Annotated in this window: 27 protein-coding genes; 14 read left to right on the top strand and 13 right to left on the bottom strand. The window is 65.8% G+C overall.

Annotated features, from left to right (window positions below; all coding sequences use genetic code 11):
* Positions 1 to 8: 8 nt before the first annotated feature.
* A complete protein-coding gene (locus ACFOHJ_RS21695) occupies positions 9 to 1,286 on the top strand; it encodes an FGGY-family carbohydrate kinase (protein ID WP_378224671.1) in 1,278 nt (425 codons plus the stop codon).
* 2 nt (positions 1,287 to 1,288) lie between these two features.
* The gene (locus tag ACFOHJ_RS21690; RefSeq protein ID WP_378224668.1) at positions 1,289 to 2,137 is read left to right on the top strand and encodes a TIGR01459 family HAD-type hydrolase; all 849 of its coding nucleotides are present in this window, start codon (positions 1,289 to 1,291) and stop codon (positions 2,135 to 2,137) included.
* A gap of 68 nt (positions 2,138 to 2,205) precedes the next feature.
* Here the strand turns inward: ACFOHJ_RS21690 and ACFOHJ_RS21685 are convergent, their stop codons facing one another.
* Entirely contained in the window at positions 2,206 to 2,616 is a 411-nt protein-coding gene (locus ACFOHJ_RS21685; RefSeq protein ID WP_378224665.1) for a DUF3597 domain-containing protein, read from the bottom strand.
* 195 nt (positions 2,617 to 2,811) lie between these two features.
* Here ACFOHJ_RS21685 and ACFOHJ_RS21680 point away from each other — a divergent pair, with 195 nt between their 5' ends.
* Positions 2,812 to 3,162, top strand: a complete 351-nt coding sequence (locus ACFOHJ_RS21680; protein ID WP_378224663.1) for an ArsC family reductase — start codon at positions 2,812 to 2,814, stop codon at positions 3,160 to 3,162.
* Positions 3,163 to 3,165: 3 nt separating this feature from the next.
* On the opposite strand, the gene ACFOHJ_RS21675 is transcribed toward ACFOHJ_RS21680, so the two are convergent.
* Together ACFOHJ_RS21675 and ACFOHJ_RS21670 are read right to left on the bottom strand one after the other, a co-directional pair.
* Complete coding sequence (locus ACFOHJ_RS21675) at positions 3,166 to 3,525, bottom strand: DUF488 domain-containing protein (RefSeq protein ID WP_378224660.1); 360 nt, start codon at positions 3,523 to 3,525, stop codon at positions 3,166 to 3,168.
* A 10-nt stretch (positions 3,526 to 3,535) separates the two neighbouring features.
* Positions 3,536 to 4,792 carry an aminopeptidase gene (locus ACFOHJ_RS21670; RefSeq protein WP_378224658.1) on the bottom strand — a complete coding sequence of 419 codons (1,257 nt, stop codon included), beginning with the start codon at positions 4,790 to 4,792 and terminating at the stop codon, positions 3,536 to 3,538.
* Positions 4,793 to 4,933: 141 nt separating this feature from the next.
* Between ACFOHJ_RS21670 and ACFOHJ_RS21665 the strand changes: the two genes are divergently transcribed.
* Both ACFOHJ_RS21665 and sbmA read left to right on the top strand, forming a co-directional pair.
* Positions 4,934 to 6,103 (top strand): YbfB/YjiJ family MFS transporter, encoded by a 1,170-nt coding sequence (locus ACFOHJ_RS21665; protein ID WP_378224656.1) that lies wholly within the window; start codon positions 4,934 to 4,936, stop codon positions 6,101 to 6,103.
* A 116-nt stretch (positions 6,104 to 6,219) separates the two neighbouring features.
* Positions 6,220 to 7,497 (top strand): peptide antibiotic transporter SbmA, encoded by a 1,278-nt coding sequence (gene sbmA, locus ACFOHJ_RS21660; protein ID WP_378224653.1) that lies wholly within the window; start codon positions 6,220 to 6,222, stop codon positions 7,495 to 7,497.
* A gap of 23 nt (positions 7,498 to 7,520) precedes the next feature.
* Here sbmA and ACFOHJ_RS21655 read toward each other — a convergent pair whose 3' ends face one another.
* On the bottom strand, positions 7,521 to 8,543 hold the full coding sequence (locus tag ACFOHJ_RS21655) for a polysaccharide deacetylase (RefSeq protein WP_378224650.1): 1,023 nt from the start codon (positions 8,541 to 8,543) through the stop codon (positions 7,521 to 7,523).
* Positions 8,544 to 8,836: 293 nt separating this feature from the next.
* On the opposite strand from ACFOHJ_RS21655, the gene ACFOHJ_RS21650 reads away from it, so the two are divergent.
* The 3 genes from ACFOHJ_RS21650 (at position 8,837) to fae (ending at position 11,573) form a co-directional block, all read left to right on the top strand.
* Positions 8,837 to 9,502 (top strand): tetratricopeptide repeat protein, encoded by a 666-nt coding sequence (locus ACFOHJ_RS21650; protein ID WP_378224648.1) that lies wholly within the window; start codon positions 8,837 to 8,839, stop codon positions 9,500 to 9,502.
* Complete coding sequence (gene der / locus ACFOHJ_RS21645) at positions 9,503 to 10,939, top strand: ribosome biogenesis GTPase Der (RefSeq protein ID WP_378224646.1); 1,437 nt, start codon at positions 9,503 to 9,505, stop codon at positions 10,937 to 10,939.
* Between the two features lie 94 nt (positions 10,940 to 11,033).
* Positions 11,034 to 11,573, top strand: coding sequence for a formaldehyde-activating enzyme (gene fae, locus ACFOHJ_RS21640; protein ID WP_378224645.1), 540 nt, complete (start codon positions 11,034 to 11,036; stop codon positions 11,571 to 11,573).
* Positions 11,574 to 11,667: 94 nt separating this feature from the next.
* Here fae and ACFOHJ_RS21635 read toward each other — a convergent pair whose 3' ends face one another.
* Positions 11,668 to 12,546 (bottom strand): glycosyltransferase family 2 protein, encoded by an 879-nt coding sequence (locus ACFOHJ_RS21635; protein ID WP_378224642.1) that lies wholly within the window; start codon positions 12,544 to 12,546, stop codon positions 11,668 to 11,670.
* A 237-nt stretch (positions 12,547 to 12,783) separates the two neighbouring features.
* On the opposite strand from ACFOHJ_RS21635, the gene ACFOHJ_RS21630 reads away from it, so the two are divergent.
* The 6 genes from ACFOHJ_RS21630 to ACFOHJ_RS21605 all read left to right on the top strand — a co-directional run bounded on the left by ACFOHJ_RS21630 (position 12,784) and on the right by ACFOHJ_RS21605 (position 16,877).
* Complete coding sequence (locus ACFOHJ_RS21630) at positions 12,784 to 13,965, top strand: cell wall hydrolase (protein WP_378224639.1); 1,182 nt, start codon at positions 12,784 to 12,786, stop codon at positions 13,963 to 13,965.
* Positions 13,966 to 14,181: 216 nt separating this feature from the next.
* Positions 14,182 to 14,583, top strand: coding sequence for an AtpZ/AtpI family protein (locus ACFOHJ_RS21625; RefSeq protein WP_378224637.1), 402 nt, complete (start codon positions 14,182 to 14,184; stop codon positions 14,581 to 14,583).
* 66 nt (positions 14,584 to 14,649) lie between these two features.
* A complete protein-coding gene (locus tag ACFOHJ_RS21620) occupies positions 14,650 to 15,408 on the top strand; it encodes a F0F1 ATP synthase subunit A (protein ID WP_378224634.1) in 759 nt (252 codons plus the stop codon).
* 79 nt (positions 15,409 to 15,487) lie between these two features.
* Positions 15,488 to 15,712: a F0F1 ATP synthase subunit C gene (locus ACFOHJ_RS21615; protein WP_136354606.1), complete on the top strand. Its 225-nt coding sequence runs from the start codon at positions 15,488 to 15,490 to the stop codon at positions 15,710 to 15,712.
* 60 nt (positions 15,713 to 15,772) lie between these two features.
* Positions 15,773 to 16,375, top strand: a complete 603-nt coding sequence (locus tag ACFOHJ_RS21610; protein ID WP_378224632.1) for a F0F1 ATP synthase subunit B — start codon at positions 15,773 to 15,775, stop codon at positions 16,373 to 16,375.
* A gap of 10 nt (positions 16,376 to 16,385) precedes the next feature.
* Positions 16,386 to 16,877: a F0F1 ATP synthase subunit B gene (locus tag ACFOHJ_RS21605; RefSeq protein ID WP_378224629.1), complete on the top strand. Its 492-nt coding sequence runs from the start codon at positions 16,386 to 16,388 to the stop codon at positions 16,875 to 16,877.
* A 170-nt stretch (positions 16,878 to 17,047) separates the two neighbouring features.
* On the opposite strand, the gene ACFOHJ_RS21600 is transcribed toward ACFOHJ_RS21605, so the two are convergent.
* The 8 genes from ACFOHJ_RS21600 to ACFOHJ_RS21565 all read right to left on the bottom strand — a co-directional run bounded on the left by ACFOHJ_RS21600 (position 17,048) and on the right by ACFOHJ_RS21565 (position 26,305).
* Positions 17,048 to 17,719 carry a ribonuclease HII gene (locus ACFOHJ_RS21600; protein ID WP_378224627.1) on the bottom strand — a complete coding sequence of 224 codons (672 nt, stop codon included), beginning with the start codon at positions 17,717 to 17,719 and terminating at the stop codon, positions 17,048 to 17,050.
* A gap of 145 nt (positions 17,720 to 17,864) precedes the next feature.
* On the bottom strand, positions 17,865 to 19,019 hold the full coding sequence (locus tag ACFOHJ_RS21595; RefSeq protein ID WP_378224740.1) for a PA0069 family radical SAM protein: 1,155 nt from the start codon (positions 19,017 to 19,019) through the stop codon (positions 17,865 to 17,867).
* A 172-nt stretch (positions 19,020 to 19,191) separates the two neighbouring features.
* On the bottom strand, positions 19,192 to 20,133 hold the full coding sequence (locus ACFOHJ_RS21590; protein WP_378224625.1) for an alpha/beta hydrolase: 942 nt from the start codon (positions 20,131 to 20,133) through the stop codon (positions 19,192 to 19,194).
* A 33-nt stretch (positions 20,134 to 20,166) separates the two neighbouring features.
* Complete coding sequence (locus ACFOHJ_RS21585; RefSeq protein WP_378224622.1) at positions 20,167 to 20,949, bottom strand: carnitinyl-CoA dehydratase; 783 nt, start codon at positions 20,947 to 20,949, stop codon at positions 20,167 to 20,169.
* Positions 20,942 to 23,113 (bottom strand): acetate--CoA ligase family protein, encoded by a 2,172-nt coding sequence (locus ACFOHJ_RS21580; protein ID WP_378224620.1) that lies wholly within the window; start codon positions 23,111 to 23,113, stop codon positions 20,942 to 20,944. Before ACFOHJ_RS21580 ends, ACFOHJ_RS21585 begins: the two co-directional genes overlap by 8 nt.
* Positions 23,114 to 23,237: 124 nt before the next feature.
* Positions 23,238 to 24,401 (bottom strand): acyl-CoA dehydrogenase family protein, encoded by a 1,164-nt coding sequence (locus ACFOHJ_RS21575; protein ID WP_378224617.1) that lies wholly within the window; start codon positions 24,399 to 24,401, stop codon positions 23,238 to 23,240.
* Positions 24,402 to 24,590: 189 nt separating this feature from the next.
* A complete protein-coding gene (locus ACFOHJ_RS21570) occupies positions 24,591 to 25,679 on the bottom strand; it encodes a 3-hydroxyacyl-CoA dehydrogenase NAD-binding domain-containing protein (protein ID WP_378224614.1) in 1,089 nt (362 codons plus the stop codon).
* On the bottom strand, positions 25,676 to 26,305 hold the full coding sequence (locus ACFOHJ_RS21565; protein WP_378224611.1) for an HD domain-containing protein: 630 nt from the start codon (positions 26,303 to 26,305) through the stop codon (positions 25,676 to 25,678). Before ACFOHJ_RS21565 ends, ACFOHJ_RS21570 begins: the two co-directional genes overlap by 4 nt.
* Positions 26,306 to 26,307: the final 2 nt, after the last annotated feature.

Below are 26,307 nucleotides of genomic sequence, written 5' to 3'. Positions count from 1 at the left end.
GTCGCATCATGAACTCGGCTCTGGCGCTCGGCATCGATGTCGGCACGTCCGGCGCGCGCGTCGTCGCGATGGCGCCGGATTTCAGCATCGTGGCGCAGGCAAGCGCCGCGATGAGCGATTTCGGCGACGACTGGCGCGATCCGGCGGTCTGGTGGCAGGCCGTCGAGCACGCGCTCGACCGGGTGCTGGCGGGGATCGACCGGACGCGGGTCAGGGCGCTGGCGGTCGACGGCACCTCGGGCACGGTCTTGCCGGTGGACCGCGACGGCGCGCCGCTGGCCGCCGCGCTCATGTACAACGATCCGGTTGGCGACGCCGCCATGCTGGCGGCCATCAAGGCCCATGCGCCGGCCGAAAGCGCGGCCCACGGCGCGACCTCGGGGCTCGCCAAGCTCATGCAGGTGCAATCGGCCGCGAAGGCCAGCCATGTCCTGCACCAGGCGGACTGGATCGCCGGCCGGTTCAGCGGCCGCTTCGATGTCAGTGACGAGAACAACGCGCTCAAGACCGGCTACGACCCGGTCGCCCGGCGCTGGCCGGACTGGATCGCACGGACGGGCGCCGATGCTTCGCTGCTGCCGCAGGTGGTGCCGCCGGGAACGCCGACCGGCACGCTGACTTCTGCCGTGGCAGAACGCTTCGGCCTGCCGCGGGAGGTGGTCGTGGTGAGCGGCACCACCGACGGTTGCGCCTCGTTCCTTGCCACCGGCGCCACGGAACCCGGCGACGGCGTTACCGCGCTGGGGTCGTCCTTGACGATCAAGCTTCTGTCGGACGCGCCGGTCTTTGCGCCGCAATACGGCATCTACAGCCACAGGGTCGGCTCCGGCTGGCTGGCCGGCGGGGCTTCCAACACCGGCGGCAAGGTGCTGGCGCAGTTTTTCACGGGCGACCGGATCGCCGAACTGTCGGAAACGATCGACCCGGCCGTCTCCACCGGCCTCGACTACTATCCACTGCTCGCCAAGGGCGAACGCTTCCCGATCGCGGACCCGCAAATGCAGCCGCGCCTGGCGCCACGCCCGGAGAACGACGCGACATTCCTCGCCGGCATGCTGGAGGGAATCGCTGGCATCGAGGCGCTGGCCTATGCCCGCCTGGCGGAACTCGGCGCGCCAAAGCTGCGCTCGGTCAGGAGCGTCGGCGGCGGGGCAAAGAACCCGGTCTGGCGAGCCATGCGGCAGGCGCGGCTCGGCGTTCCGATGCTCGCGGCACTGTCGGAGGAGGCCGCCGCCGGCACGGCGCGGCTGGCGCTGGCGGGCGGCCGCGACGCGGGAGTGTTCTGACGATGGCGCCTGAAACGCTGGACGATCTGCGCGACCTTACCGCGCGCTTCGACGTCTTCTTCATCGACCAGTTCGGCGTGCTGCACGACGGCAGCGCGCCCTATCCGGGCGCGGTCGAGGCACTGGCCGCGCTGAAGGCGGCCGGCAAGAAGATCGTGCTCGTCTCCAATTCCGGCAAGCGCGCCAGCCAGAACGAGAAGCGCCTGCTCGGCCTCGGCTTCGAGGCGGGAACCTGGGACAGCTTCCTCAGTTCCGGCGAAGTGGCGTGGCGCAAGTTCGCGGGCGAGCTGGGCGGCGAGCGGCTGGCCGCCGGAACGCGCTGTCTTCTGCTGTCGCGCGGCAAGGATTATTCCGCCGTGGACGGGCTCGGCCTCGAACTGGTGGAGGACGGCGCGCGCGCCGAAGTCGTCCTGCTTTCAGGAAGCGAGGGCGACACCAGGCCGATGGACCATTACCGCGCGCTGCTTGCGCCCGCTGCCCGCATGGGCGTGCCGCTGATCTGCACCAACCCCGACAAGATCATGCTGACCGAAGCCGGCCTGAAATACGGGGCCGGGGCGATTGCCGACCTTTACGAGGAACTGGGTGGGAAGGTGGAGCGGATCGGTAAGCCGTTCCCGTCGATCTACCAGGCCGCCATGCGCGTTCTCGGAGATCCGCCGAAGCATAGGATCGTCGGCATCGGCGACAGCATCGAGCACGACATCGCCGGCGCCAAGGGAGTGGGTGTTTCGGCCGCGCTGGTGCGCTCCGGCATCCTTGCCGAACTGGGCCCGGCGGAGCTTGAGCAGGCCTTTGCCGAACATGACGCGACGCCCGATTTCATCCTGCCGCATTTCGTCTGGCGCTAAGGCCTGACGGTCGGACAAGGAAAAAGGGCGGACCGACAGGCCCGCCCTTTCCGCAGTGAATGCTGCCGTCAGTCGAGCAGGTCGGCCGGTACCTTGCCTCCGTTTTCGGCGAGCTTCTTCAGAAGCGCCTTGTGCAGCCACATGTTCATGGCCGCGCTGTCGCTGGTGGAACCGGTATAGCCGAGTTCGGCCGCCAGTTCCTTCCGCTCGGCAAGGCTGCTCTCCATGTCGAGCGCCTTCATCAGGTCGACGATCGAGGTCTTCCAGTTCAGCTTCTGCTTCTTGGCGGCGACGGCGGCGTTAAGAATGGCCGCCACGTCCACCGCCTGTGCAGGCGCGGGCGAGGCGCTGGCGGTCGGCGCCGGTGCGGCCGGCGCGGAAGGCTGGCTGCCGGGAGCAGCGCTGCCTGCGGGCGCTTGCGCCGGTGCGGCTTCCGCCCTGCCGAAGATGGCCCCCTTGATCTTGTCAAAAATTCCCACGTCAATCTCCTTGGTCAGTATCGAGCCGCTTTGCTACGGCACTCCGGTTTTGCGTCGATTGTACACGCGTGGATTATCTAGGGCGCATCGGCCGTGGGCAAGGGCAATCCACAACCGGAAAGTGCCGCGGCATCGACAGCCTGAGGCGTGATGGCTAGGTTGTCCCCGTAAAAAGCGGATTTCGAGGGCAGTTTCTTGGCGGTCACCATCTACGGCATTCCCAATTGCGACACGATGAAGAAGGCGCGCAACTGGCTGGAAAGCCACGGCGTCGACTATGCCTTCCATGACTATCGCAAGCAGGGGCTGGAGCCGCAAAGGCTCGACGGCTGGGTGGAAAAGCTCGGCTGGGAAGTGCTTCTGAACAAGGCCGGCACCACGTTCCGCAAGCTGGCGGACGCCGACAAGGAAAACCTCGAGGCCGGCAAGGCCAAGGTGCTGATGCTGGCTAACCCATCCATGATCAAGCGCCCGGTCCTCGATCTCGGGGGCCGCCTGCTGGTTGGCTTCAAGCCCGAGATCTATGCCGAAGCCTTTGGCAAGTAGCCGCTACTTGCCGGCCTGAAGGTAGGCGGCGAGCGCCACGGCATTGTTGTGCCGCTCGTCGTGGGCGCTGTAGAGCAGCGTTACCTTGCCCTTGTCGGCAAGCGCGCGCAGCTGCCCGACAGCCTCGCCGTTGCCGTCCAGCTCGTCGCGAAAGCGCTTCTGGAACTCCGGCCATTTTTCCGGCTCGTGGCCGAACCATTTTCGCAACTCGGTGCTGGGCGCAATCTCCTTCAGCCACAGCGCCACGCCGGCCTTGTCCTTGCTCAGGCCGCGCGGCCACAGCCGGTCGACCAAAACGCGCTGCCCGTCGCTGTCGGCCGGCGGCTCGTAGACGCGCTTGATGGCCACCTCATGCTTTGCCATCGATCCTCCTTCAGGTCCACTCGCCCTTTCGCATCACCGGCACCTTGCGGCCGTCGGCATGAAGGCCGTCTATGTCGATCTTGTCCGAGCCGATCATCCAGTCGATGTGGATGAAGCTCTTGTTGCCGCCGCGCTTGGCGATTTCCTCCGGCGTCAGCGACGCGCCATTGCGGAAGCACTTGGAGTAGCACTGGCCGAGCGCGATGTGGCAGGAGGCGTTTTCGTCAAACAGCGTATTGTAGAACAGGATGCCGCTCTTCGAGATCGGCGAGGAATGCGGCACCAGCGCGACTTCGCCCAGCCGGCGCGCGCCCTCGTCGGTGTCGAGCACCTTCTTCAGCACATCTTCGCCCTTGCTGGCCTTCGCTTCGACGATGCGGCCTTCCTCGAAGCGCACCGAGATGTTGTCGATCAGCGTGCCCTGGTAGGACAGCGGCTTGGTGGACGAAACATGGCCGGAAATCCGCATGGCATGCGGGGTGGTGAACACTTCCTCGGTCGGGATGTTCGGATTGCAGGTGACGCCGTTCTTCGCGACGGAGGCGCCGCCCATCCATTCGTGCTCGTCGGCGAGCCCGACGGTCAGGTCGGTGCCGGGGCCGGTGAAGTGCAGCGCGGAGAAATTCTGGCCGTTCAGCCATTCGGTGCGGCTCTTCAAGGCCGCGTTATGCGCCTTCCACGCGCCGATCGGGTCGTCGACGTCGACGCGCGAGGCGGCGAAGATGGCGTCGGCGAGTTTCGCCACCGCCACGTCGTCCTTGTCGTCCGGGAACACCTGCCTCGCCCATGCCAGCTCCGGATAGGCAACGATGTTCCAGTTGATGTCGAAGCCGGTGATCTTCTCCAGCGCCGGCTGGTAGGCCACGGAATTGGCCTTGCTGGCGCGCGAGACCTTGGCCGGGTCCTGCTCCGACAGCAGCGAAGGGTTGTCGCCGCGCACGGCCAGGCGGGCCGCATTGGCGTCGAACGCCTTGGCCATGCCCTCGTAGAGCCACCCGGCGGCGCGGTCGAAGCCGGCGTCGCTGCCGTAGCGGAAGCGCGAAAGCGTGATCTCGTCGTCGCTGAAGATCGGCGTCACCAGCCCGGCACCGGCCTTGTAGGCATGCTCGACGATCTTGCGCGTCAGCGGCAGGGCGGCGATGGACGAGGTGAGCACCAGATCCTGCCCCGGCTGCAATTGCAGGCCGACCTTGATCGCGACCTCGGCGAGCCTGTCCAGCTTTATCGGGTCGATCGAAGCGGAGAAATCGCTGCTGTGGGTGGTCATGGTCCTGCCTGTGAGTATTGGAACTGGCTTCTACATAGACCTCCGCCGGCCGGCTTTCCACCGCCACGAGTGCCTGTCTTTCGGCTGGCCCAACTGAAGCGCATTGTTTCGCTTTTGCCGCGCCAATAGGGTGCGCGCCAAATGCAAAACGTCTCGCCCTCCCCCCTGCGGCTGGCTTGTGCCGGCATGATCGCCATGGCGGTGGCCATGGGCATCGGACGCTTCGTCTATACGCCGATCCTGCCCGGCATGATGGAAGAGCTCGGCCTGTCGGCCGCCGAGGCCGGCTGGATCGCCTCCGCCAACTATCTCGGCTACCTGCTCGGCGCGCTCGCCGCCGCCGGCGGCTGGGCGCACGGGCACGAGCGCCGGCTGGTTCTGGCCGGGCTCGGCGGGACGGCCCTGCTGTGCGCCCTGATGGGCCTGACCGAATCGGTGGCGGCGTTCCTCGGCATCCGTTTCCTGGCCGGGCTCGCCAGCGCCTTCGTCATGGTGTTCATGGCCAGCATCGTCTTCAGCCATCTGAGCCTTGCCCGGCGCGACGACCTGCAGGCGATGCACTTCGGCGGCGTCGGTCTCGGCATCGCCGTATCGGCGGCGCTGATGGGCGTGCTGCTGGCCGACCACGCCGGCTGGGCCGCCGGCTGGTTCTGGTCCGCCGCGCTCGCGCTGTGCGGTTTCGTGGCCGTTATGCTGCTCGCGCCGGTTGGCCCTGCCGGCAACGGCGCCGACCGGCGCGAGCCGCCGCTGCCGAAGGACCGCGCGCTTGCCCGCATCATCCTCGCCTACGGCCTGTTCGGTTTCGGCTATGTGGTGACCGCGACGTTTCTCATCGCCATCGTGCGCCAGGGCGGCGGCAGCCGCACCTTCGAGGCGATGGTATGGCTCGTCACCGGCCTGACCGGCATCTTCTCGGTCTGGCTCTGGCATCAGGTCGCCAACCGGATCGGCCTCTATGGCGCCTATGTGGCGAGCTGCCTGGTCGAGGCCGTGGGCGTCGCCGCCAGCGTCGCCCTTGGCGGCCATATCGGCCCGCTGGTCGGCGGCGCGCTGCTCGGCGTCACCTTCATCGCCGCCACCGCGCTCGGCCTGCAGGCGGGCAGGCTGCTGGCGCCGCTGGCGCTCCGGCGCCTGTTCGCGCTGATGACGGCGTCGTTCGGCGTCGGCCAGATCATCGGCCCGATCGTCGCCGGCTACCTGGCGGAATGGACGGGCAGTTTCTTCGTTCCTTCGATGCTGGCGGGCGCCGTTCTCGTCGCGTCGGCCCTGATCGTCTGGTCGGTACGCCGGCCGCGCGTGGTTGCTGCATAACCAAAATGTAATTCGCACAATGGCCTAGCGGCCATTCCCTTGCCGCAAAAACTGTGACTTTATGCCCGCCCGACAGCAATGCCGCCGATGGTGCGGCCGAAGGGGGAAATGCCGCCTTGTTCGTATCCTTCTTTCCGCACCCGAAGCTTTTCTTTTCCAGTGCTGCCGCCTGGAGCCTGTTCCTGGTGCTGGTGTGGTTTTCCGGGGGCGACGCGATGGGCTCGGCGATCGGGCTGGGACTGCCCGCCCCGGACACGCCGCCCATCATCGGCATCACCGTCCTGTGGTCGAAGCCGTTCCTGTGGTTCTACATCTACTTCACGCTGGGCGTTTTGATCTTCTATGCCTTCTGGCGCTGGTATGCGCCGCATCCGTGGCAGAACTGGTCGATCCTCGTCACCGCCGTCATCCTGTTCCTGATCTATTTCAACGTGCAGGTCTCGGTCGCCGTCAACAACTGGTATGGGCCGTTCTTCGACTATGTGCAGGGCCTGATGTCGGGCACCGGCCAGTCGACCGCCGGCGAGTTCTATCAGGGCGCGGCGAGTTTCGCCTGGCTCGCTCTGGTGGGCATGAACGTGTCGGTGATCAATGCCTTCATCGTCAGCCACTGGATCTTCCGCTGGCGCACGGCGATGAACAGCTATTTCATGGCCTACTGGACCGAACTGCGCCATATCGAGGGCGCCTCGCAGCGTATCCAGGAAGACACGATGCGCTTTTCGCAGATCATGGAGGATCTGGGCTCCAGCTTCGTGCAGTCGATCATGACGCTCATTGCCTTCCTGCCCGTGATGATCGGCTTGCAGGCGCACATCACCGAACTGCCCATCGTCGGCGAGGTACCGCAGCCGCTCGTGCTGGCCGCGCTATTCTGGTGCCTGTTCGGCACGGTGGCGGTGATGGTTGCCGGCATGAAGCTGCCGGGCCTGCAATTCCGCAACCAGCGCGTCGAGGCCGCCTATCGCAAGGAACTGGTCTATGGCGAGGATCACGACGACCGCGCCAAGCCGGAAATCACGGTGGCGCTGTTCGACAATGTGCGGAAGAATTATTTCCGCCTCTATTTCCACTACATCTATTTCAACGTCGTGCGCTACACCTACCTCCAGGCCGACAATATCTTCTCCTTCATCATCCTCGGGCCCTCGCTGGTGGCGCACAAGATCACCTTCGGCGCGCTCAACCAGATATCGAACGCCTTCGGGCGAGTGACGGGCTCGCTCCAGTTCCTGCTCAATTCGTGGTCGACGATCGTGGAGCTGCAGTCGGTGCACAAGCGCCTGCGCGCCTTCGAGGCGACGCTGCAGGGCGCGCCGCTGCCGGAAATCGACCGTCACTACCTGGAACGCGAACAGGCCGGCGTGCGGCCGGAGGACCAGCCGGCCCACTGAAGGGGCCGGCTTGGCAACTGCCGTCAGCCGTCGACGTTCACCGGCTTGTCGGGATTGTGGCGCGCGACATAGTCGCGGTAGCTGATGCATTCGACATCGGCTTTCACGCACACCTCGCCGGCAAAGCGCTCCAGCGCGTTCCAGTAGGCGCCGCCGTTCATCAGCGTGAAGTGGAAGCCGATTTCCAGCGGAAGGCGCTTGCCCGCATACTGCTTTTCGAAGGCCGCCTTGAAGGCGTCGTAGGCCCGGTCTTCGAAGGTCTTTGCCTCCGCTAGCCGTTCGCGCGCACCGGAATGGCGGGCATAAAGGTTGTAGTCCATGGCGATGACGGGCCGGCCCTTCGGCCCTTCCGGCACCAGCGGCAGGGAAAACCGGGTAATGCCGGCGATGGCTTCCGGCTCGGCCGGGCCGCGCGAGACGCCGCTGGCGTCATAGGTGAAGTCCGCCTCGGGGAGTGCCCGGTACAAAGCGGGGCTGGCCGACAGATAAGGCGCACGGAAGCCGACCACCGCGCTTGCGGCGAAGCGCCGCCAGTCCTCGGGCTCGGGCGAAATGCCGTTGATGGCATAGGCGTTCTCGAAGATGCGCCGGGCACTGGCAAGCTCGTTCAGCCAGTCGGCCTTCGTCCAGTCCTTGCCGTCGAAATGGCCGCAGGCATGGCTGCCGATGTCGTGGCCTTCGGCGGCGGCCAGCCGGATCTGCTCCAGCCGCTCGGCCACGTCCTGCCGCGTCGGGGCAAAGCCGATGTTGGAGCGGCCGGCGGCGTTGTGCGGTCCGGCATATTGCTTGCGGGTGTCTTTCGACAGCAGGTAGACGCAGGACAGGAAGTAGGTGAAATGCGCGCCGGTGCGCCGGGCGAGCGCACGGCTGCGCTGCCACTGCGAAATGTCGTTCGCGCTGTCGAAGGAAATGATGACGACCTGCCTCGCCGCCGCCGGGTCACGGACCATCGGCGGATCGCCCCGCGCGGCGGTGGCGCACAGCAGTGCTGCCAGCGAAAGCAGGGCAGGGCGGGACAGGCGATGACGGGAGATGGGCTCAGGCATGAACTCGGATGGGCGGTCGGCGCAGGCCATTGCCGCTAGCGGGCAAATGTGGCGCGGGTGCGGTCGCTTACGCCGGCTTTGGATGCGGGAAAAGCCCGCAGGCGCTTAATTTCAGGCCCCGCCCCCTTCCATGCCGGCGAAATTTCGCTACAACGCGAGGCGCATCAAGCCGCCTGGAATGCCGCATGTCCACGAAAAGGGACCGGCAACCTCCGGCATTTTTGAATTTGCGCATGGTTTCGGGCCGGCCGCCGCCGGGCGCGTGGACCGTGCCAGCCGGATTAGCAGCATCCATGGCCGACGACAATTTCATTCGCGAAGTCAACGAGGAATTCCGCAAGGAACGGGTCAAGGTCCTGTGGGACCGCTACGGCGCCTTCGTGGTCGCGGCCGTCGCGCTCATCCTCCTTGGCACGGCCGGCTATGTCGGCTACCGCTACTGGGACGAGACCCGAGCCAATGCCTCGGGCGACGCCTATTCGCAGGCGCTTGCGCTGGCCGACAGCGGCAAGACCGATGAAGCGATCGCCGCCTTCACCCAACTCGAGAAGGATGGCTACGGCGCCTATCCGCTTCTGGCGCGCATGCGCGCGGCAACCGTCAAGGCCGACGGCGGCGACTTCGCCGCCGCGATCCAGGATTTCGACGCGGTCGCGGCCGACAACGCCATTCCCTCGATCCTGCGCGACATGGCGCGGCTGCGCGCGGCCCTGCTGCTTGTCGATCATGGCTCCTTTGCCGATGTGTCGAGCCGCGTCGAGTCCCTGACCGGCGACACCAACCCCTTGCGCCACGGCGCGCGCGAGGCGCTCGGCCTCGCCGCCTGGAAGGACGGCAAGAACGCCGACGCACTCAAGCTGTTCGACCAGATCATTGCCGACGAGACCACCCCGGGCGGCGTGCGGGAGCGCGCCACCGTCATGGCCGGGCTCATTCGCGGTTCGGGCGCAGCCTCCTAGATGAGCTTCAAGGTCGCGATCATCGGCCGTCCCAACGTCGGCAAGTCGACGCTCTTCAACCGTCTTGCCGGCCGCAAGCTGGCGCTGGTGGACGATACGCCTGGCGTGACCCGCGATCGCCGCAGCCACGCCGCCAAGCTCTACGACCTGCATTTCGAGGTCATCGATACCGCTGGCTTCGAGGATGCCGCGCCCTCGACCCTGCAGGGCCGCATGCGGGCGCAGACCGAGATCGCCATCCAGGAAGCCGACCTGATCTTCTTCATGGTCGACGCCAAGGCCGGCCTCCTGCCGGACGACACGACCTTTGCCGGCATCGTGCGCAAGTCGGGCAAGCCGGTGGTGCTGATCGCCAACAAGGCGGAGGCGCGCGGCGCGCAGGGCGGCATGCTGGAAGCGTGGGAACTGGGCCTTGGCGAGCCGGTTCCGTTTTCCGCCGAGCACGGGGTCGGCCTGCCCGACCTGCGCGACGCCGTGGTCGAGGCGCTGGGCGCCGACAGGGTGTTTGGCGAGGAGGACGAGGACGACGGGGAAATCGCCGCCAGCGACGTACTGATCGGCGAGGACATCGCCGATCCGGATGCCGAGGAAGTTCCGGCCTACGACGAGAACAAGCCGATGCGCATCGCCGTCGTCGGCCGCCCCAACGCCGGCAAGTCGACGATGATCAACGCGCTGATCGGCGAGGAGCGCCTGCTGACCGGGCCGGAAGCGGGCATTACCCGCGATTCCATTTCCGTCGACTGGCAATGGCGCGGCCGCCCGATGAAGCTGTTCGACACCGCCGGAATGCGCCGCAAGTCGCGCGTCCAGGAAAAGCTGGAGAGGATGTCTGTGCAGGACGGCCTGCATGCCGTCCGCTTCGCCGAGATCGTCATCATCGTGCTCGATGCGACGATCCCCTTCGAGAAGCAGGATTTGCAGATCGCCGACCTCATCATCCGCGAGGGACGCGCGCCTGTCATCGCCTTCAACAAGTGGGACCTGATCGACCATCCGCAGGCGGTGCTTGCCGAACTGCGGGAAAAAACCGAGCGGCTGCTGCCGCAGGTGCGCGGCATCCAGGCCGTGCCGGTTTCGGCCGAGACGGGCCGGGGGCTCGACAAGCTGATGGAGGCGGTGGTGCGCACGCACCGCGTCTGGAACAGCCGCGTCTCGACCGGCAAGCTCAACCGCTGGCTCGAGACCATCCTTGCTCATCATCCGCCGCCCGCCGTCGCCGGTCGCCGGCTGAAGATAAAGTACCTGACGCAGGCCAAGACCCGGCCGCCGGGTTTCGTGGTTTCCTGCTCGCGGCCCGACGCCGTGCCGCAGTCCTATGTCCGCTACCTGACCAACAGCCTGCGCGAGGCCTTCGACATGCCGGGCGTGCCGATCCGCATGGCGTTGCGCACGTCGGACAACCCGTTCGCGGGCCGGGCGAAGAAGCGGACCTGAGCCTCCTCCATGCGGCGTTTTGGCCTCGGGACGCCGGCTGGACCAGCCTCGCCGCGCTGGCTAGGGTCGCGCCTTCATCGAGCAGGAGAGCACAATGACTGACATCTGGTTTCGTACGGGGGAAGCGACCGTCCTGGCGGCGGAAGGGCAGGCGACGGATGCCATGCCCGAGGTCGTGATCGGTTCGGTCAAGGGGCCGGTCGGGCATGCCTTCGCTTCCATGCTGGGGCAGGCCAAGGGCCATACGCGCATGTTCGTGGTGCGCGATCTCAACCAGGCGGTGAAGCCGGCGACGATGATGACCACCAAGGTCACGATAAAGAGCATGGCCTATGCCGAACTGCTCGGCGGCGTGGTGCAGGCGGCCATGGGCGACGCCATCGTCGACTGCCTGGCCGAAGACATCCTGCCGCGCGACCAGGCGGCCGAGCTGTGCATGATCATCACGGTCTGGCTCGACCCGCGCTGCGCCGAGGACGAGAACCTCGACAAGAAGGACCTCTACCGGACCAACTACGAGGCGACCAAGCTGGCCATTTCCCGCGCCATGACCGGCAAGCCGACCGTCGAGGAACTGATCGCCAACCGCAAGACCATCAAGCACTATGCGCTGGAAGGCGTGATCGACTACTGATCTGGCAGCGTCCCCCGGGTGGGCCGGTTCGCCGGCCCGCCCCATGCCGGCCCGCAACAACGGTTGCCGGCGACCAGCCACGCCTGTGAAAGTCCTACGGCTCCTGGCCGGCCAGGCTGAGCGCCTTCATCGAGGTGGTCATGCCGTTGAGCTGCGCCACCGGCCCCGCCTTTTTCCAGATGTTCCATCGGCTGCGGAAATAGCTGATTGCCGCCAGGTCCGCTTCGACCCGGCCATGCCCGTCCTCGACATGCTTGAGCAACGCGTAGATGGTTCCGGCATCGGTTGACGCCACCTGTTTGGAGCGGGCGTTCAGCCAGATCGGAATCCCGCTCATCTCGAGATGGCCGGACAGCCAAGGATCGTCGACCGTCCAGAGGATGTCGGGGATATCGAATGCCGCGTCGCTGAACCAGTCCGGGCGCACCAGCACGCCCGACCACGCCGAGATCTGGTCGACATAGCCGCTGTTCCGGTACTGGCCGGGCTTGATCAGGCCGAGCGTCGCGATCCTGAAAAGGCGATAGCCGAGGCCCTTTTGCCGGCGCGTGGCCCTCGGGAGGCGGTCGGGGTGCCGGTGGGTGTCGGCGATGTCCGGAAAGGTTTCGCCCGCTTCGACGATACACGTGTTCGGCCGCAACCTGGCCTGCGCCTTGAACCTTGCATGCCAGTCCGGGTCGTAAATCTTGTCGTCGTCGCAAAACAGGATGTCGACGTCGTGGCCGCGCAGATCCTTGGCCGTCGGCAGCACCTTCGTGGCAGGCCCAAGGTCTTCTTGGCAGCGATGGATGGTGATGCCGGCCGGCACCTCCGGAAGACGCCCGTCCCAGTTGGGGAAGCGGCGATAGGCGCGGGGGATGTTGAGCCTGATCTCGCGCGCCGGAAGTTCCTGTCGCAGCAGGGACGTCAGGGTCGGAAAAAGCCCCCCGAATCGCGGGGGGATGGAACTGAGGCTTATGACGGTGTCGGTCATCGGTGACGCTTTTTAAGAGAGGCATCTTCGATATCGCTCATAAAATAATTTTTGGCCGGACGGAATCCTCCCGGTGCTTCGCGCAGAAGCGGCCACGGATTTTGTGGCGGGCGGCACAATCGCGGCCATCCAGAGGCTCATGGCGCCTGCTCCGGGCCCGCCCGTTAACGCTCCATCAAGGTTAATGCTTCACCCTAAAACTCTCGTGGGGGTTTGTTTCGCGTTCTGGAGAGTTTCGTGCATCGACGTCTTTCGAAGCGGCCGATGGCTGCCGCCGCCGGTGGGATAAAACGTTCCTTCGTGTCCCCTCTCGTCGTCGGGCTCGGCATCTGGATCGGCTTCCCGACGGTCGGCGCCTATCAGGACATGACCAGTCTCGTTTCGGGGCTCGAAGCACAGACGCGGTGGAACACCTATGTCGAGAAATCGGCCGCCGGCTCCGTTCATGCGGCCGAGATGCCTTTCGTCGACACCACGGTCACCGGTTCCATCTCCGGTTCCGGCGTCGAGCTGGCCGGCGTCGGCACCGTCGCCTTCCGCGGCAAGGGGGCTGCGGCCGGCGCCACTCCCGACGAGGAGCGCATCACGCGCGGCGAAAAGAAGGGCCGCATCGTCCAGGTCGTGCCGGTGGCGCCGCCGAAGAATTTCTCCGCTGGTTCGATCTTCCAGCGCACCAGCTACCTGCTGCGCCCGACCATGAACAGCGGCCTCAAGCTGACCTTCGCCAAGCCCGGGATAAAGGGCAGGGAAATCCAGATCGCCGCTGCCTTCCATCCGCGCGAGGACAGGAAGCCGGCCGGCGTGCCGGCGATGCTCGCCTCGCTCGTTACCAACGACAAGGCCGATGTCCTGGCGACCGCCTACGCCCCGGCCGAGCCCGACTATGCCAAGGCCTCGCCCTTCGAGGCGCTGCTGAAGGACGAGAAGCCGGATGCCGGACGCTTCATCCCGCCCATGGCCAAGGGCGACCATGCCTGGATCCAGAACCCGCTGCCGGCCAGCGTCTTTTCCAAGCCGGAGCAGACCTGCCTCGCCAATGCGATCTATTTCGAGGCGAGAAGCGAATCCCTGCGCGGCCAGGCCGCCGTTGCCCAGGTCGTCCTCAACCGGGTGCGCAACCCGGCCTATCCGGGCAGCATCTGCGGCGTCGTCTACCAGAACGAGAACTGGCGCAACGCCTGCCAGTTCTCCTTTGCCTGCGACGGCCGGAAAGACCGGGTCGAAAGCCCGCGCCACTACAAGATCGCGCAGGACATCGCCATGGCGGTCACCGCCGGCAAGATCTTCCTGCCCGAGGTCGGGTCCTCCACCCACTATTACGCCAGCTATGTCAGCCCCGGCTGGGCGCGCACGATGAAGAAGATGACGAAGATCGGTCTTCACATCTTCTACCGCACCTATGGCGGCGGCTGGAGTTGACCCTCGTACCGCGCCGATGGCGCGGGATTCGCCCCGCCGAGCCGGAGATCGATGGCGGGCACGATGTCGCACTTAGGTAAGCGATTGATTTAACACGGTAAAATACTTGCTTTTGAATCCCGCGCCGTGGCTTGACGGTTGCTGGCCCTCTAACTATGTTGCCCGCGACTTGGATGCGGACCGACGGCGACGTTGTGGGCGGGCAGGGGGTTGCGAATGGCCGGCGAAAAAAGGCCAGACGAAACCGGAAAGACCGGCCCGGAACACCAGAGCAAAGGCGACATCCACGACGACGAACTTGAGCGCCGCCGGCGCCGACTTGAGGCAGCTCTTGCCGCAAGGAGGACCGAGGGAGCCGAGGGGGAAAGTAAGGCCAGAACGGGCAGTTTGAGCGGCTATGGTCAGGCGTTCAAGATGTCCAGCGAGTTCATCGCCGGCATTGCGGTGGGGGCTGGCATCGGCTGGGCGATCGATCACTTCGCCGGAACTTCTCCTTGGGGTTTGATCGTGTTTTTACTTCTGGGCTTCGGCTCGGGCGTGCTTAATGTCCTGCGGTCGGCCGGTATGGTCGCGGGCTTTGGGCAAAGTGGCCGGAAAACCGGCCCGAAGGATGAATAGGCTGCGCAGTTTCGTGCGCATGGTGAATTAGATAAAAGCCGTTCGTGGCTTTCGTGAGGAATGAACGTGGCAGCTGACAAGGTCGATCCGATCCACCAGTTCCATATCAACAAGATCTTCCCGCTCGATGTCGGCGGGTACGATCTGTCGTTCACCAATTCCTCGCTGTTCATGGTCGTGGTCGTCGTTCTTGCCGGCGCCTTCTTCTATTTCGCCACCTCTCGGCGTGCGCTCGTTCCGTCGCGCTGGCAGTCCAGCGCCGAACTGCTCTATGAGTTCACGGCCTCGATGCTGAAGGATGCCGCTGGCCCGCAGGGCATGCGCTTCTTCCCCTTCGTGTTCTCGATCTTCATGTTCGTGCTGGCGGCCAACCTGCTTGGCCTGTTCCCCTACTTCTTCACCATCACCAGCCACATCATCGTCACCTTCGCGCTGGCGATGCTGGTGATCGGCATCGTCGTGGTCTACGGCTTCTACAAGCACGGCCTCGGCTTCCTCAAACTGTTCGTGCCGAGCGGCGTGCCGCTGGTGCTGATGCCGCTGGTCGTCGGCATCGAGGTGATTTCCTTCCTCTCGCGTCCGATCAGCCTTTCGGTTCGTCTTTTCGCCAACATGCTGGCCGGCCACATCACGCTCAAGGTCTTTGCCGGCTTCGTGGTGTCGCTCAGCGCCATGGGCGCGGTCGGCATCGCCGGCTCGGTCATGCCGCTGGCCATGGCGGTGGCGATCACCGCGCTGGAACTGCTGGTCGCCGCCCTCCAGGCCTACGTTTTCGCCATCCTCACCTGCATGTACCTCGCCGACGCGGTGCATCCGGGGCACTAGGTTCGCTCGCAGCCGGGCTGCGTCGACGACAGAAACCATCAAGACCTGAAATTATCGAGACCCATAAGGAGTTGAACAAATGGAAGCAGAAGCAGCAAAGTACATCGGCGCGGGTATTGCATGCCTGGGCATGGGCGGCGCCGGTATCGGCCTCGGCCACATCTTCGGCAACTACCTGGCTGGCGCGCTGCGCAATCCGTCGGCTGCCGATGGCCAGTTCGGCCGCCTGATCTTCGGCTTCGCCGTGACGGAAGCCATGGGCATCTTCTCGCTGCTCATCGCCCTGCTCGCGCTGTTCGGCTGATTGATCGCTGATGGCAGGGCCGTGCCGCGCCGCGGCCGGCCCTTATGACGAGGACAGGTTATGTTCGTGACACCAGCCTACGGGCAAGAAACAGCGCCGGCCACCGACGGGTCGAGCGCGCAGCCGGCCGGCGAGATTCATACGGGGACGGAAGTTCCCGCCAACGCCGCGCATGAAAGCTCGTTTCCTCCGTTCGATCCGGCGACCTTCGCGTCGCAGATCTTTTGGCTGGCGATCACTTTCGGCCTGTTCTACCTGTTCCTCAAACGTGTTGTGATGCCGCGTCTTGCCGGCATCTTCGATACGCGCAGTTCCCGCATCGCCCAGGATCTCGACCAGGCCAACAGGCTGAAGGGCGAGGCGGACGCTGCCGTTGCCGCCTACGAGCAGGAACTGGCTGAAGCCAAGGCCAATGCCAACACCATTGGCCAGCAGGCTCGCGACACCGCCAAGGCCGGCGCCGAATCTTCCCGCAAGAAGATCGAGGCCGAGCTGGAAGCGAAGCTGGCCGATGCCGAAAGCCGCATCGCCTCGATCAAGGCGTCGGCGATGAAGGATGTCGGTGCCATCGCCGAGAGCACGGCCGGCGCGATCCTCGAACAACTCGTCGGCAACAGCGACAAGGCAGCCGTGGCCGCCGCCGTGAAATCCGTGGCGCGCTGAGGAACTCGAAATGGACGCAACCGCTCTCGCAACATTCTGGGTACTGATCGCCCTTCTGATCTTCATCGGCATCTGCCTGTACGTCAAAGTACCGGCGATGGTGTCGAAGTCGCTCGACACGCGCGCCGCGCGCATCAGCGGCGAACTGGAGGAAGCCCGCCGCTTCCGTGACGAAGCCCAAGCGCTGCTGGCCGAATACCAGAAGAAGCGCAAGGAAGCCGAGCAGGAAGCCGCCGCCATCGTCGAGGCGGCCAAGCGCGAGGCCGAGGCCCTGGCACAGGAAGCCAAGAGCCGTACCGAGGATTACGTGGCCCGCCGCACCGCGGTCGCCGAGCAGAAGATCGCGCAGGCCGAGCGCGAGGCTGTCGCCGAAGTCCGCTCCAGCGCCGTCGAGCTGGCCGTCGAGGCCGCCCGCACGCTGCTTGCGGCCAAGAGCGACGCCAAGGCCGGCGCCGACCTGTTCAAGGCCTCGTTGCAGGAAGTGAAGGCCAAGCTCAACTGAGTTCGGTCAACAGGATTTGAAAAAAAGCCGCTGGATTTTCCGGCGGCTTTTTTGTTGGCGGCGGCATGGCGGTTTTTGTGGCCGGAGCATCTTGCAGCCGGGCGGAATCGTCTGGCGTCGCACAAATGCGGCTGGAACAGGGAGACGGGGCTATCCGGGCGTCCGCCGCTCTATTCTTCGGCAGGTTCGCCGTCACGCCGGAAGGGGGAAAACGAGACGCGGTGCAGCCGGGGAATCGGTCCGTGCGTGTCGATCGCCGCGCGGTGGCGCGCCGTCGCATAGCCCATATGGACCTCGAAGCCGTAGTGCATATGCCGGCTGCCGCAGCAGGTCATCATGCGGTCGCGCATCACCTTGGCAATGATGGAGGCGGCTGCGATCGACTGCGAGCGCTGATCGCCCTTGATGAGTGCCCGGCCTTCGCAGGGCAGGCCAGGTGGCACGTCGCGGCCATCCGCCAGCGCCAGCCTTGCGGGAATCGGCAGGCCGACCAGCGCCCGCCGCATCGCTTCCAGGCTGGCCTTGAGGATGTTGCTGGCATCAATGCCTTCCGCGCAGACCGAGGCCATCGACACGCCGAGCGCGGAGCCGACGATCTTCAGGAATAGCGCCTCGCGCTGCAGGTGGGAGAGGCGCTTGGAATCGTCCAGTCCCTCGGGAATGTTGGCCGGGTCGAGGATGACGGCGGCCGCCACCACCGGGCCGGCGAGCGGCCCGCGCCCGGCCTCGTCCATGCCGGCGACCGGCCATAACCCGCTGGCCATCGCCTTCGTCTCGAAGGAAAAGTCGGGTTTTTCCACGATCTCGAAGAGAGGCGGAGAATCGGAACGCGCGCGAGCCATGATGCGGCGAGACTCGCATCGGAACCGATTCTCCGCAAGCCTTTCCGGCCGCTCGGGGCAGCGAGCCGGAAAGGCACCGTCTACTGGCCGGGGAGGGGCCGGACGGATTCCTTTCATCATCCCTGCCGCGGGCGGCAGGGGCCGTTCAAAGCAGCATCAACTGTTCGTTCTCGCGGGCGGCCGCGACGAACTGGTCGGTCCTGAGCGTCCGCCGTTCGAGGTTGAGCCCCAGCCGCCTGGCCGTCAGTTCGAAGCGCCTGCCGATCTGCCAGGCATAGGGACCGGCGCCCTTCATGCGCTTGCCCCATTCCGAATCGTAGTCCTTGCCGTCGCGCATCGAACGGATCAGCGACATGACGTGGCGGTAGCGATCCGGGTAATGGCGCAGCAGCCAGTCCTTGAAGATCGGCGACACTTCGAGCGGCAGGCGCAGCACCACATAGCCCGCCTCCCGCGCGCCGGCGGCGCGGGCGGAATCGAGGATGCGCTCCATCTCGGCATCGGTGAGGCTAGGGATGATCGGCGCCACCATCACCGAGGCGGGGATGCCGGCGTCCGAAAGCTGGCGGATCGCTTCCAGCCGCTTGGTCGGCGTCGAGGCGCGCGGCTCCATGGTGCGCGCCAGCATCCGGTCCATCGTTGTCACCGACAGCGCCACCTTGGCCAGCCCGCGCTCGGCCATGCGCGACAGGATGTCGATGTCGCGCGTTACCAGCGCCGATTTGGTGACGATGCCGACCGGGTGGCCGCGCGCCTCCAGCACTTCGAGGATTTCGCGCATGATGCGGTAGCGCTTCTCGATCGGCTGGTAGGGGTCGGTATTGGTGCCGATGGCGATGGTGCGCGGCTGATAGCCTTCCTTCGACAATTCTTTGTCGAGCAGCCGCGCCGCATCCGGCTTGGCGAACAGCTTGGATTCGAAATCGAGCCCCGGCGACAGGCCCATATAGCTGTGCGTGGGGCGGGCGAAGCAGTAGACGCAGCCATGCTCGCAGCCGCGATAGGGATTGATCGAGCGGTCGAAGGAAATATCGGGCGACGTGTTGCGGGTGATGATGGTGCGCGGCTTTTCCACCTGCACCTCGGTCTTGAACGGCGGCAGCTCCTCGATGCTGTCCCAGCCGTCATCGAAGACATGGCGGCTGACCGGCTCGAAACGGCCGGACGGGTTGATCCCGGCCGCGCGTCCGCGATTGCGGTCCGGCCGCACCCGCACGCCGCTCTGTTCGATCATCGCATTGGCCATTTCGGCCCTTCCTGTCGTGAAAGCTGCAATGTCTGCGCGCACGATCTGTTCCATTTTCGCCCTCTCGAAGGGGTTCTCGGCAGGCTGGCGAATCGCTGTTCTCATGAAATTATTCCTATTTCGGAAATGAGAACAAATCAAGAACTTTGATGCGCGCGAACGCATGCGCGCCGAGGCTGGCGCCAGGAAGTCTCGCGGGAGGGGAGGGGTCAGCCGGCTGGCCGGCTCACCAGGGCCATTCGCCCCTGCCGAGCGCGGCTATGGCGCCGACGATGCGGGTAAAGCTCGCTTCGGCCCGGCGCACGCTGTGGCGGGCGCGCAGATAGCTGTGCACGAGGCCCTGTTCCTCGTGCCAGAAGGCCTTGCCGCCGGCGGCGACGATGCGGTCGCGATAGGTTTCGCCATCGGAGGAAAGCGGGTCGCATTCAGCGGTGATCGCCACGGTAGGAGGCAGGCCGGAAAAATCCGTATCGGCAAGCGGGGCGAGGGTCGGATCGGCGTCCTCTTGCGGGTCGCCCCCTCTTGCCTGCCGGTAGAACTCGAGGTCGCGCATGTTAAGCATCGGCGCCTCGGCGTGGCGGACATAGGAGCCGCGCGAGGTATCGCCGCCCAGCCCCGGATAGATCAGCACCTGCCCGGCCGGGCGGCGGGGATGGCCGCGTGTGGCGTGGCTGACGGCGGCCGCCAGGTTGCCGCCGGCCGAATCGCCGGCCAGCACCATCGGCTGCGCATAGGCCGAAATCGCCCATTCGAAGGCTGCCAGCGCATCGTCGAAGGCGGCCGGATGCCTGTGCTCGGGCGCAAGGCGGTAATCCACGGATACCACCGTGTAGCCCGTGCGCCCGCAAAGCTCGGCGCAGACATCGTCATGGCTGTCCAGCCCGCCGAGGATGAAGCCGCCGCCATGGAAGTAGAGAACGACCGCCGGACCATCGGACGGCCCGGGACGGTAGAGGCGGACAGGGATGGAGCGGCCGGGGGCCTCGATCGCCATGGTCTCGGCCGCCACGCCCTCAGGGTAGCCGGCGAAGAACTCGCGACACATCCGGTCGTAGATTTCCCGCTGCCGCTCGATCGTGTAATCGACCGTCTCCGGCGGATACCAGGCACTGGTGCGCTCGATGAACGCCCAGGTCTCGGCATCGATCAGCTTTCGATAGTCGGTCATGGCCAGTCCGATCCCGGCGTCCGGCAGAAGAGCCTACTTGCCCTTCCACACCGGGTCGCGTTTTTCGGCAAAGGCCTTGAAGCCTTCCATGTTGTCTTCCGAGGCGTAAAGCTCGTCGACGGTGCGGAACTTGCGCTTGGTGATCCAGTTCATGGCGTCCTGGAACTCCATCGCCTCGGCCTTGCGCGCCACTTCCTTGATGGAGGCGAACACCAGCGGCGGCCCGCCGGCGAGAAGGCGGGCGATCTCCCAGACGCGATCCTCCAGCTTTTCCTTGGGCAGCACCTCGTTGACCAGCCCCCAGCGATGGGCTTCCTCGACGTCCATCCAGCGGCCGGTGAACAGAAGGTCCATGGCGACATGGTAGGGAATGCGCTTCGGCAGCTTGATCGTCGCCGCGTCGGCCAGCGTGCCGGCGCGGATTTCCGGCAGCGCGAAGGAGGAATGGTCGGAGGCGTAGATGAGGTCGCAGGACAGCGCCAGTTCGAAGCCGCCGCCCACCGCCATGCCGTTCACGCAGGCGATCACCGGCTTGTTGAGGTCGCGCAGTTCCTGCAGGCCGGCAAAGCCGCCGACGCCGTAGTCGCCGTCGACCGCATCGCCGCCGGCGGCCGCCTTCAGGTCCCAGCCGGCCGAGAAGAACTTGTCGCCGGCCGTCCTGACGATGGCGACGCGCAACTCGGGGTCGTCGCGGAACGCCCTGAATGTCTCGCCCATCAGCCGCGAGGTGGCGAGATCGATGGCGTTGGCCTTGGGCCGGTCGAGCGTGACTTCGAGGACCATGCCTTCGCGGCGCGTGGTGATGACGTCAGTCATGTTTCTTCCCTTCGAGAACCAGCAGGGCATCGGCGATAAAGGCGCCTTCGCCTTGCCTGCAGACGATAAGCGGGTTGATGTCGAGTTCTGCGATTACTCCGGCCCGCTCGGCCACGAAACCGGCGATGCCGGCAACCGCATCGATGGCGGCGGCGAGGTCGGCCTTCGGCCGGCCGCGATAGCCGTCGAGCAGCGGGAACAGTTTCAGGCCGCGCAGCGCCGCCTCGATCTCGTCGCGCGAGGCGGGCAGCAGAAGCGTCGCGCTGTCCTGCAAAAGTTCGACCAGCACGCCGCCGCTGCCGAGCGTCATCGCCGGACCGAAGACGGGATCGCGGGTGAAGCCGACGATGATCTCGGCGACGCCGCCCTGCACCATGCGCTCGACATAAAGCCCCGAGCCGAGTGGCAGCAGGGCTGCCGCCGCCGAGCGCACGTCCTCGGCGGTTTTCAGGTTGAGCCTGACCGCGCCTGCTTCCGACTTGTGGGCGACGCCGAGCGCCTTCAGCGCGACCGGAAAGCCCAGTTGTTCGGCGGCGGAGACGGCCTCTTCGACGCTTGCCGCGCGCAGGCCTTGCGGCACCGGCAGGCCGGCCTCGCGCAACAGCGCCTTGGCCTCGGCTTCGTCGGGGTGGGCTGACGGTGAGAGAGCCGGGAAGCCTGAGGGGCCCGTACCCCCACCCCTCACCCCTCCCCCTTGTGGGGAGGGGGGCGTCAACGCCTCACAATTCCCCTCCCCCTTGTGGGGAGGGGTGAGGGGTGGGGGTAAGCTTTCCGACCTGTTCCACGCCGCGCCGATGAACGCTGCCGCTTCCGCCGCATCGAAGGCTTCCACGATGCCGTGGATGGGCACGATGCCACGCTCGAACAGCGCCATCGCGTGCTCCTCCGGCAGGTTTTCCAGCATGGACGCGACGATGGCGCCCCTGGCCTCGTTGGCCTTCAACGCCGCCTCGAAGGCATTCACCGTCGTCCACCAGTCGGCGTCCGAACAGCGGTCGGTGCGCGGGAAGTCGAGCACCAAGAGGTTGAGGTCGAAGCCACCCGATACCATCGCGGAGAACGACACGGTCATCGCCGGTTCGTTGTTCCAGATGAAGGTGTTGTAGTCGAGCGGGTTGGCCACTGCCACCAGCGGCCCCAGCGTTTCCTTGACTTTGGCGCGATGCGCCTCGGCAAGCGCGGGAAAGCCGACGCTGCGGCCTTCAGCCGTATCGGCCATCACCGAGGCTTCGCCGCCCGAGCAGCTCATCGACGACAGCTTTCCGCCCGCAAGCGGACCGACGGCGTGCAGCAGCTTGAGCGTTTCGAGGAAGGAGGGAATGGAATCGACGCGGGCAATGCCCAACCGCTTCAAAAAAGCTTCCGAGCCGGCGTCGGAGCCGGCCAGCGACGCGGTATGAGAGATGGTGGCGGCGCGCGCCTGCTCGGAGCGGCCGACCTTCATGGCGACGATCGGCTTTTTCAGTTCGCGGGCGCGCGCGGCCAGCTTCTCGAAGCCGGTGACCGAATCGAAGCCTTCGATATGCAGGCCAAGGGCCGTGACGCGCTCGTCCTCGATCAGCCCCAGCGCCATCTCGGAGAGACCGGTCTGGGCCTGGTTGCCGGCCGTCATCAGGAAGGCGACCGGCAGGCCGCGCTTCTGCATGGTCAGGTTGCAGGCGATGTTGGACGATTGCGTGATGATGGCGACGCCGCGCTCGCCGGATTGCAGCCGCTTGCCGCCATGCTGGTCCGGCCACAGCAGCGCGCCGTCGGCATAGTTGATGAGGCCGTAGCAGTTCGGACCGATGATCGGCATGTAGCCGGCCGCCTCGACCAGCGCCTGCTGCAGGCCGGCGCCCTCGGCGTCGTCATTGCCGGTTTCGAGGAAGCCGGCGGCAAAGCAGATCGCGCCGCCGGTCCCGCGCTCGCGAAGCTGGCGGATGATGTCGATGGTGAGCGTGCGGTTGACGGCCACGAAGGCCGCATCCGGCGCGCCCGGCAGGTCGGCGACCGACTTGAAGGCGGGCACGCCGTGTACGTCCGCCCGGCTCGGATGCACCGGCCAGATCCTGCCGGCATAACCCATCTTCAGGCATTGCTCGACGACATTGGTGCCGAAGGCGCCGCCGCCGATGATCGCGATGGACCGGGGCCGCAGGAGGCGGTCGAGGCGGTGCGTCATCGGTAGATCCCCCACCCCTTACCCCTCCCCACAAGGGGGAGGGGGATTCTGAAACGTTGAAGTCTCCCTCCCCCTTGTGGGGAGGGGTAAGGGGTGGGGGTATGAAGCACGGAAACCTGCACGATCAGCCCCCCACCGCCCGCAGCAGCGCGCGCGAAATGATGTGACGCTGGATTTCCGAGGTGCCTTCCCAGATGCGCTCGACGCGGGCGTCGCGCCAGATGCGCTCCAGCGGCAGGTCGTCCATCAGCCCCATGCCGCCATGGATCTGGATCGCCTCGTCGGCGATGAAGGCCAGAACCTCGGTCGCCTTCAGCTTGGCCATGGCCATGTCCTGGTCGGTGACGGTGCCCTGGTCGTATTTCCAGCCGGCCTCGCGGGTGAGCAGTTCGGCGGCCTTCAGCTCCATCGCCATGTCCGCCAGCTTGAACGACACGCCCTGGAACTTGCCGATCTGCTGGCCGAACTGCTGGCGCTGCGCGGCGTAGTCGATGGCGTGGCCAAGCGCGCGTTCGGCCCGACCGAGGCAGGTGGAGGCCACCTGCAGGCGGGTCGCGCCGAGCCAGCTGTTGGCAACCTCGAAACCCTTGTGGACCTCGCCCAGCACCTGTTCCTTGGGCAGGCGGCAATCGTCGAATTCCAGCACCGAATTGGTGTAGCCGCGATGCGAGACGTTGCGGTAGCCGTCACGCACCGTAAAGCCCTTGGTGCCCTTGTCGACGAAGAAGGCGGTGATCTTCTTGCGCTTGCCGCGCGGCGTTTCCTCTTCGCCCGAAGCCATGAAGACGATGGCGAAGCCCGCGATATCGGCGTGGCTGATAAAATGCTTGGTGCCGTTGAGCACCCAGTCGTCGCCGTCCTGAACCGCGGTCGCCTTCATGCCGCGCAGGTCGGAGCCGGCGCCCGGCTCGGTCATCGCCAGGCAGTCCCAGGTCTCGCCGCGGATACACGGATAGAGGTACTTTTCCTTCTGCTTGTCGGTGCCGGCGAGCAGGATGTTGGAGGGGCGCGCCACGCAGGTCCAGTGCAGCGCGTAGTTGGCGCGGCCGAGCTCCTTCTCGTAGAGCAGCCAGGACAGCGTATCGAGCCCCGCGCCGCCGACCTCGGCCGGCATGTTGGCCGCATAGAGGCCGGCGGCCATTGCCTTCTGCTGCAACTCCTTGATGAGTTCCATCGGCAAATGGCCGCTGCGCTCCACCTCGCGCTCATGCGGGTAAAGCTCGTTCTCCACGAAGGCACGCGTGGTGTCGACGATAAGCTGTTGTTCTTCCGAAAGGCCGAAATTCATGGTGACGCCTCTGAATGGTTACGCGGGGCACCCCCACCCCTAACCCCTCCCCACAAGGGGGAGGGGGATTTCATCGGCGCTGCCATCTTGGGGCCAGCGCCAACCGGCTTGTAGAAAAGCCTCAACGAGATTCCCCTCCCCCTTGTGGGGAGGGGCCAGGGGTGGGGGTGAAATGGGCCGGCGTGCTTTTCATTTCTTCCTTGCCTTGACGGGTGCCGCCTTTTTCTTCGGCTTTTCCGCCTTGGCCTTCGCGGCGGCCTTGGACAGTTCCTTCCTGGCCGCCAGCTTGCCGAGCTGCTTCACATAGTCCTTGTGCAGCGCGCCGGCGCCCCAGCCCTTGCCCTTGTTGGTCCGGGAAAGCACGTCCATGATGCCGACGAGGTTTTCGTCGCGGATTCTTTCCAGTTCGCGGATCGACCACTTGTCGGACTGCTCGTCCGACTGCGTGGCGATCAGGTCGACCAGTTCGTCGTTGAACTCCGGCACGTCCATCAGCTTGGTCCACGGCCATTTCAGGCACGGCCCGAACTGCGCCATGAAGTGGCGCATGCCGGCCTCGCCGCCGGCGACGCGGTAGACCTGGAACATGCCCATCTGCGCCCAGCGCAGGCCGAAGCCGTAGCGCATGATGTCGTCCAGTTCCTCGACCGAGCAGATGCCGTCCTTGATCAGCCACAGCGCCTCGCGCCATGCCGCTTCCAGCAGGCGGTCGCCGACGAAGGCCTCGATCTCCTTGCGGATCATCACCGGCTTCATGCCGATGGAGGCGTACATTTCCTTGGCGACCTCGATCGCCTCCGGATAGGTCTGCGCGCCGCCGACGACCTCGACGATCGGCAGGAGATAGACCGGGTTGAACGGGTGGCCGACCACCAGCCGCTCGGGGTGCTTGGTCATCGCCACCTGCATGTCCGACGGCTTGATGCCCGAGGTGGAGGAGCCGATGATGGCGTTGGCGGGCGCATGCAGGTCGATCTCGGCCAGCACCTTGTGCTTGAGGTCGAGCCGCTCGGGCACGCTTTCCTGGATGAAATCGGCGTCGGACACCGCCTCGGCGATGGACTTGGCGAAAGTGAGCTTGCCTTCCTTGGGCAGGCCGGCGGTGGCCATCTGCTTGTAGGCGCGGCGCGCGCCCTTCATGACCTCGGCGACCTTGCGCGAGGCCTCCGGGTCCGGGTCGAAGATGGAGACGTCGATGCCGTTGAGAAGAAGGCGCGCGGCCCAGCCGGCGCCGATGACGCCACCGCCGATGGTGGCTGCCTTGGTGATGAGGGTCATGCCGAAGCTCCGCTTCTCTGTTTGGCTGTTTCCGGATCGGTGAGCGGCACGCGCACGCCCGCGCGGATCACCGCCGGGTCGTAGGCCTTGCGTGCAAACACTTCGAGCGCGAAGGGCGCGAAGAATTCGATCGGCAGCGTGTCGTAGTCGGGGTCGAAGCTCGTCTGGTCCCAGCGTTCGCAGAACAGATCGCAGTCGTCGTAATAGGCATGGCCGGCAAACTTGTCGCGCGCATGCTGGTTTCCGCCTACGTGGTGGGCGTAATAGAGGCGCTGGAAGTCTCCGTGCTTTTCCACCACCCAGGTGCATTGCTCGCGTATGAACGGCTTCAGGATCGCGGCGGCATATTCGTCGTGGTTGTAGGGCGCGTAGATGTCGCCGATGTCGTGCAGAAGGGCACTGACGATCCAGTCGATGTCGGCGCCGTCGCGCCAGGCGCGCGTGGCCGCCTGCAGCGAATGCCCGAGCCGCGTGATCTTGTAGCCGGACAGGCCTTGGTCGAGCTTCACCAGCGCGTCGAGCAGGCGCTCGCCGGTCTTGGCGGCGAACTCTGTCTCGTGTTCGGTCAGGAAGGCGTAGTCCTCGCGGTCGCCGTCCTTCATGGCGGTAAACTTGACGGTTTCCATCC

It is taken from the genome of Aquamicrobium soli, assembly GCF_042646345.1.
Lineage (GTDB): Bacteria > Pseudomonadota > Alphaproteobacteria > Rhizobiales > Rhizobiaceae > Mesorhizobium > Mesorhizobium soli_A.
This window is presented reverse-complemented; position numbering and strand designations above follow the sequence as displayed.

Excerpts from the sequence above, each read along its gene's own strand:
- ACFOHJ_RS21580 (WP_378224620.1), bottom strand. The coding sequence starts at position 23,113 with ATGACGCACCGCCTCGACCGCCTCCTGCGGCCCCGGTCCATCGCGATC.
- ACFOHJ_RS21675 (WP_378224660.1), bottom strand. The coding sequence starts at position 3,525 with ATGGCAAAGCATGAGGTGGCCATCAAGCGCGTCTACGAGCCGCCGGCC.
- ACFOHJ_RS21635 (WP_378224642.1), bottom strand. The coding sequence starts at position 12,546 with ATGACCGACACCGTCATAAGCCTCAGTTCCATCCCCCCGCGATTCGGG.
- ACFOHJ_RS21615 (WP_136354606.1), top strand. The coding sequence starts at position 15,488 with ATGGAAGCAGAAGCAGCAAAGTACATCGGCGCGGGTATTGCATGCCTG.
- ACFOHJ_RS21590 (WP_378224625.1), bottom strand. The coding sequence starts at position 20,133 with ATGACCGACTATCGAAAGCTGATCGATGCCGAGACCTGGGCGTTCATC.
- ACFOHJ_RS21625 (WP_378224637.1), top strand. The coding sequence starts at position 14,182 with ATGGCCGGCGAAAAAAGGCCAGACGAAACCGGAAAGACCGGCCCGGAA.
- der (WP_378224646.1), top strand. The coding sequence starts at position 9,503 with ATGAGCTTCAAGGTCGCGATCATCGGCCGTCCCAACGTCGGCAAGTCG.
- ACFOHJ_RS21570 (WP_378224614.1), bottom strand. The coding sequence starts at position 25,679 with ATGACCCTCATCACCAAGGCAGCCACCATCGGCGGTGGCGTCATCGGC.
- ACFOHJ_RS21575 (WP_378224617.1), bottom strand. The coding sequence starts at position 24,401 with ATGAATTTCGGCCTTTCGGAAGAACAACAGCTTATCGTCGACACCACG.
- ACFOHJ_RS21695 (WP_378224671.1), top strand. The coding sequence starts at position 9 with ATGAACTCGGCTCTGGCGCTCGGCATCGATGTCGGCACGTCCGGCGCG.
- ACFOHJ_RS21565 (WP_378224611.1), bottom strand. The coding sequence starts at position 26,305 with ATGGAAACCGTCAAGTTTACCGCCATGAAGGACGGCGACCGCGAGGAC.
- ACFOHJ_RS21655 (WP_378224650.1), bottom strand. The coding sequence starts at position 8,543 with ATGCCTGAGCCCATCTCCCGTCATCGCCTGTCCCGCCCTGCCCTGCTT.
- ACFOHJ_RS21595 (WP_378224740.1), bottom strand. The coding sequence starts at position 19,019 with ATGGAACAGATCGTGCGCGCAGACATTGCAGCTTTCACGACAGGAAGG.
- ACFOHJ_RS21690 (WP_378224668.1), top strand. The coding sequence starts at position 1,289 with ATGGCGCCTGAAACGCTGGACGATCTGCGCGACCTTACCGCGCGCTTC.
- ACFOHJ_RS21650 (WP_378224648.1), top strand. The coding sequence starts at position 8,837 with ATGGCCGACGACAATTTCATTCGCGAAGTCAACGAGGAATTCCGCAAG.
- ACFOHJ_RS21585 (WP_378224622.1), bottom strand. The coding sequence starts at position 20,949 with ATGACTGACGTCATCACCACGCGCCGCGAAGGCATGGTCCTCGAAGTC.
- ACFOHJ_RS21665 (WP_378224656.1), top strand. The coding sequence starts at position 4,934 with ATGCAAAACGTCTCGCCCTCCCCCCTGCGGCTGGCTTGTGCCGGCATG.
- ACFOHJ_RS21610 (WP_378224632.1), top strand. The coding sequence starts at position 15,773 with ATGTTCGTGACACCAGCCTACGGGCAAGAAACAGCGCCGGCCACCGAC.
- fae (WP_378224645.1), top strand. The coding sequence starts at position 11,034 with ATGACTGACATCTGGTTTCGTACGGGGGAAGCGACCGTCCTGGCGGCG.
- ACFOHJ_RS21605 (WP_378224629.1), top strand. The coding sequence starts at position 16,386 with ATGGACGCAACCGCTCTCGCAACATTCTGGGTACTGATCGCCCTTCTG.
- ACFOHJ_RS21670 (WP_378224658.1), bottom strand. The coding sequence starts at position 4,792 with ATGACCACCCACAGCAGCGATTTCTCCGCTTCGATCGACCCGATAAAG.
- ACFOHJ_RS21600 (WP_378224627.1), bottom strand. The coding sequence starts at position 17,719 with ATGGCTCGCGCGCGTTCCGATTCTCCGCCTCTCTTCGAGATCGTGGAA.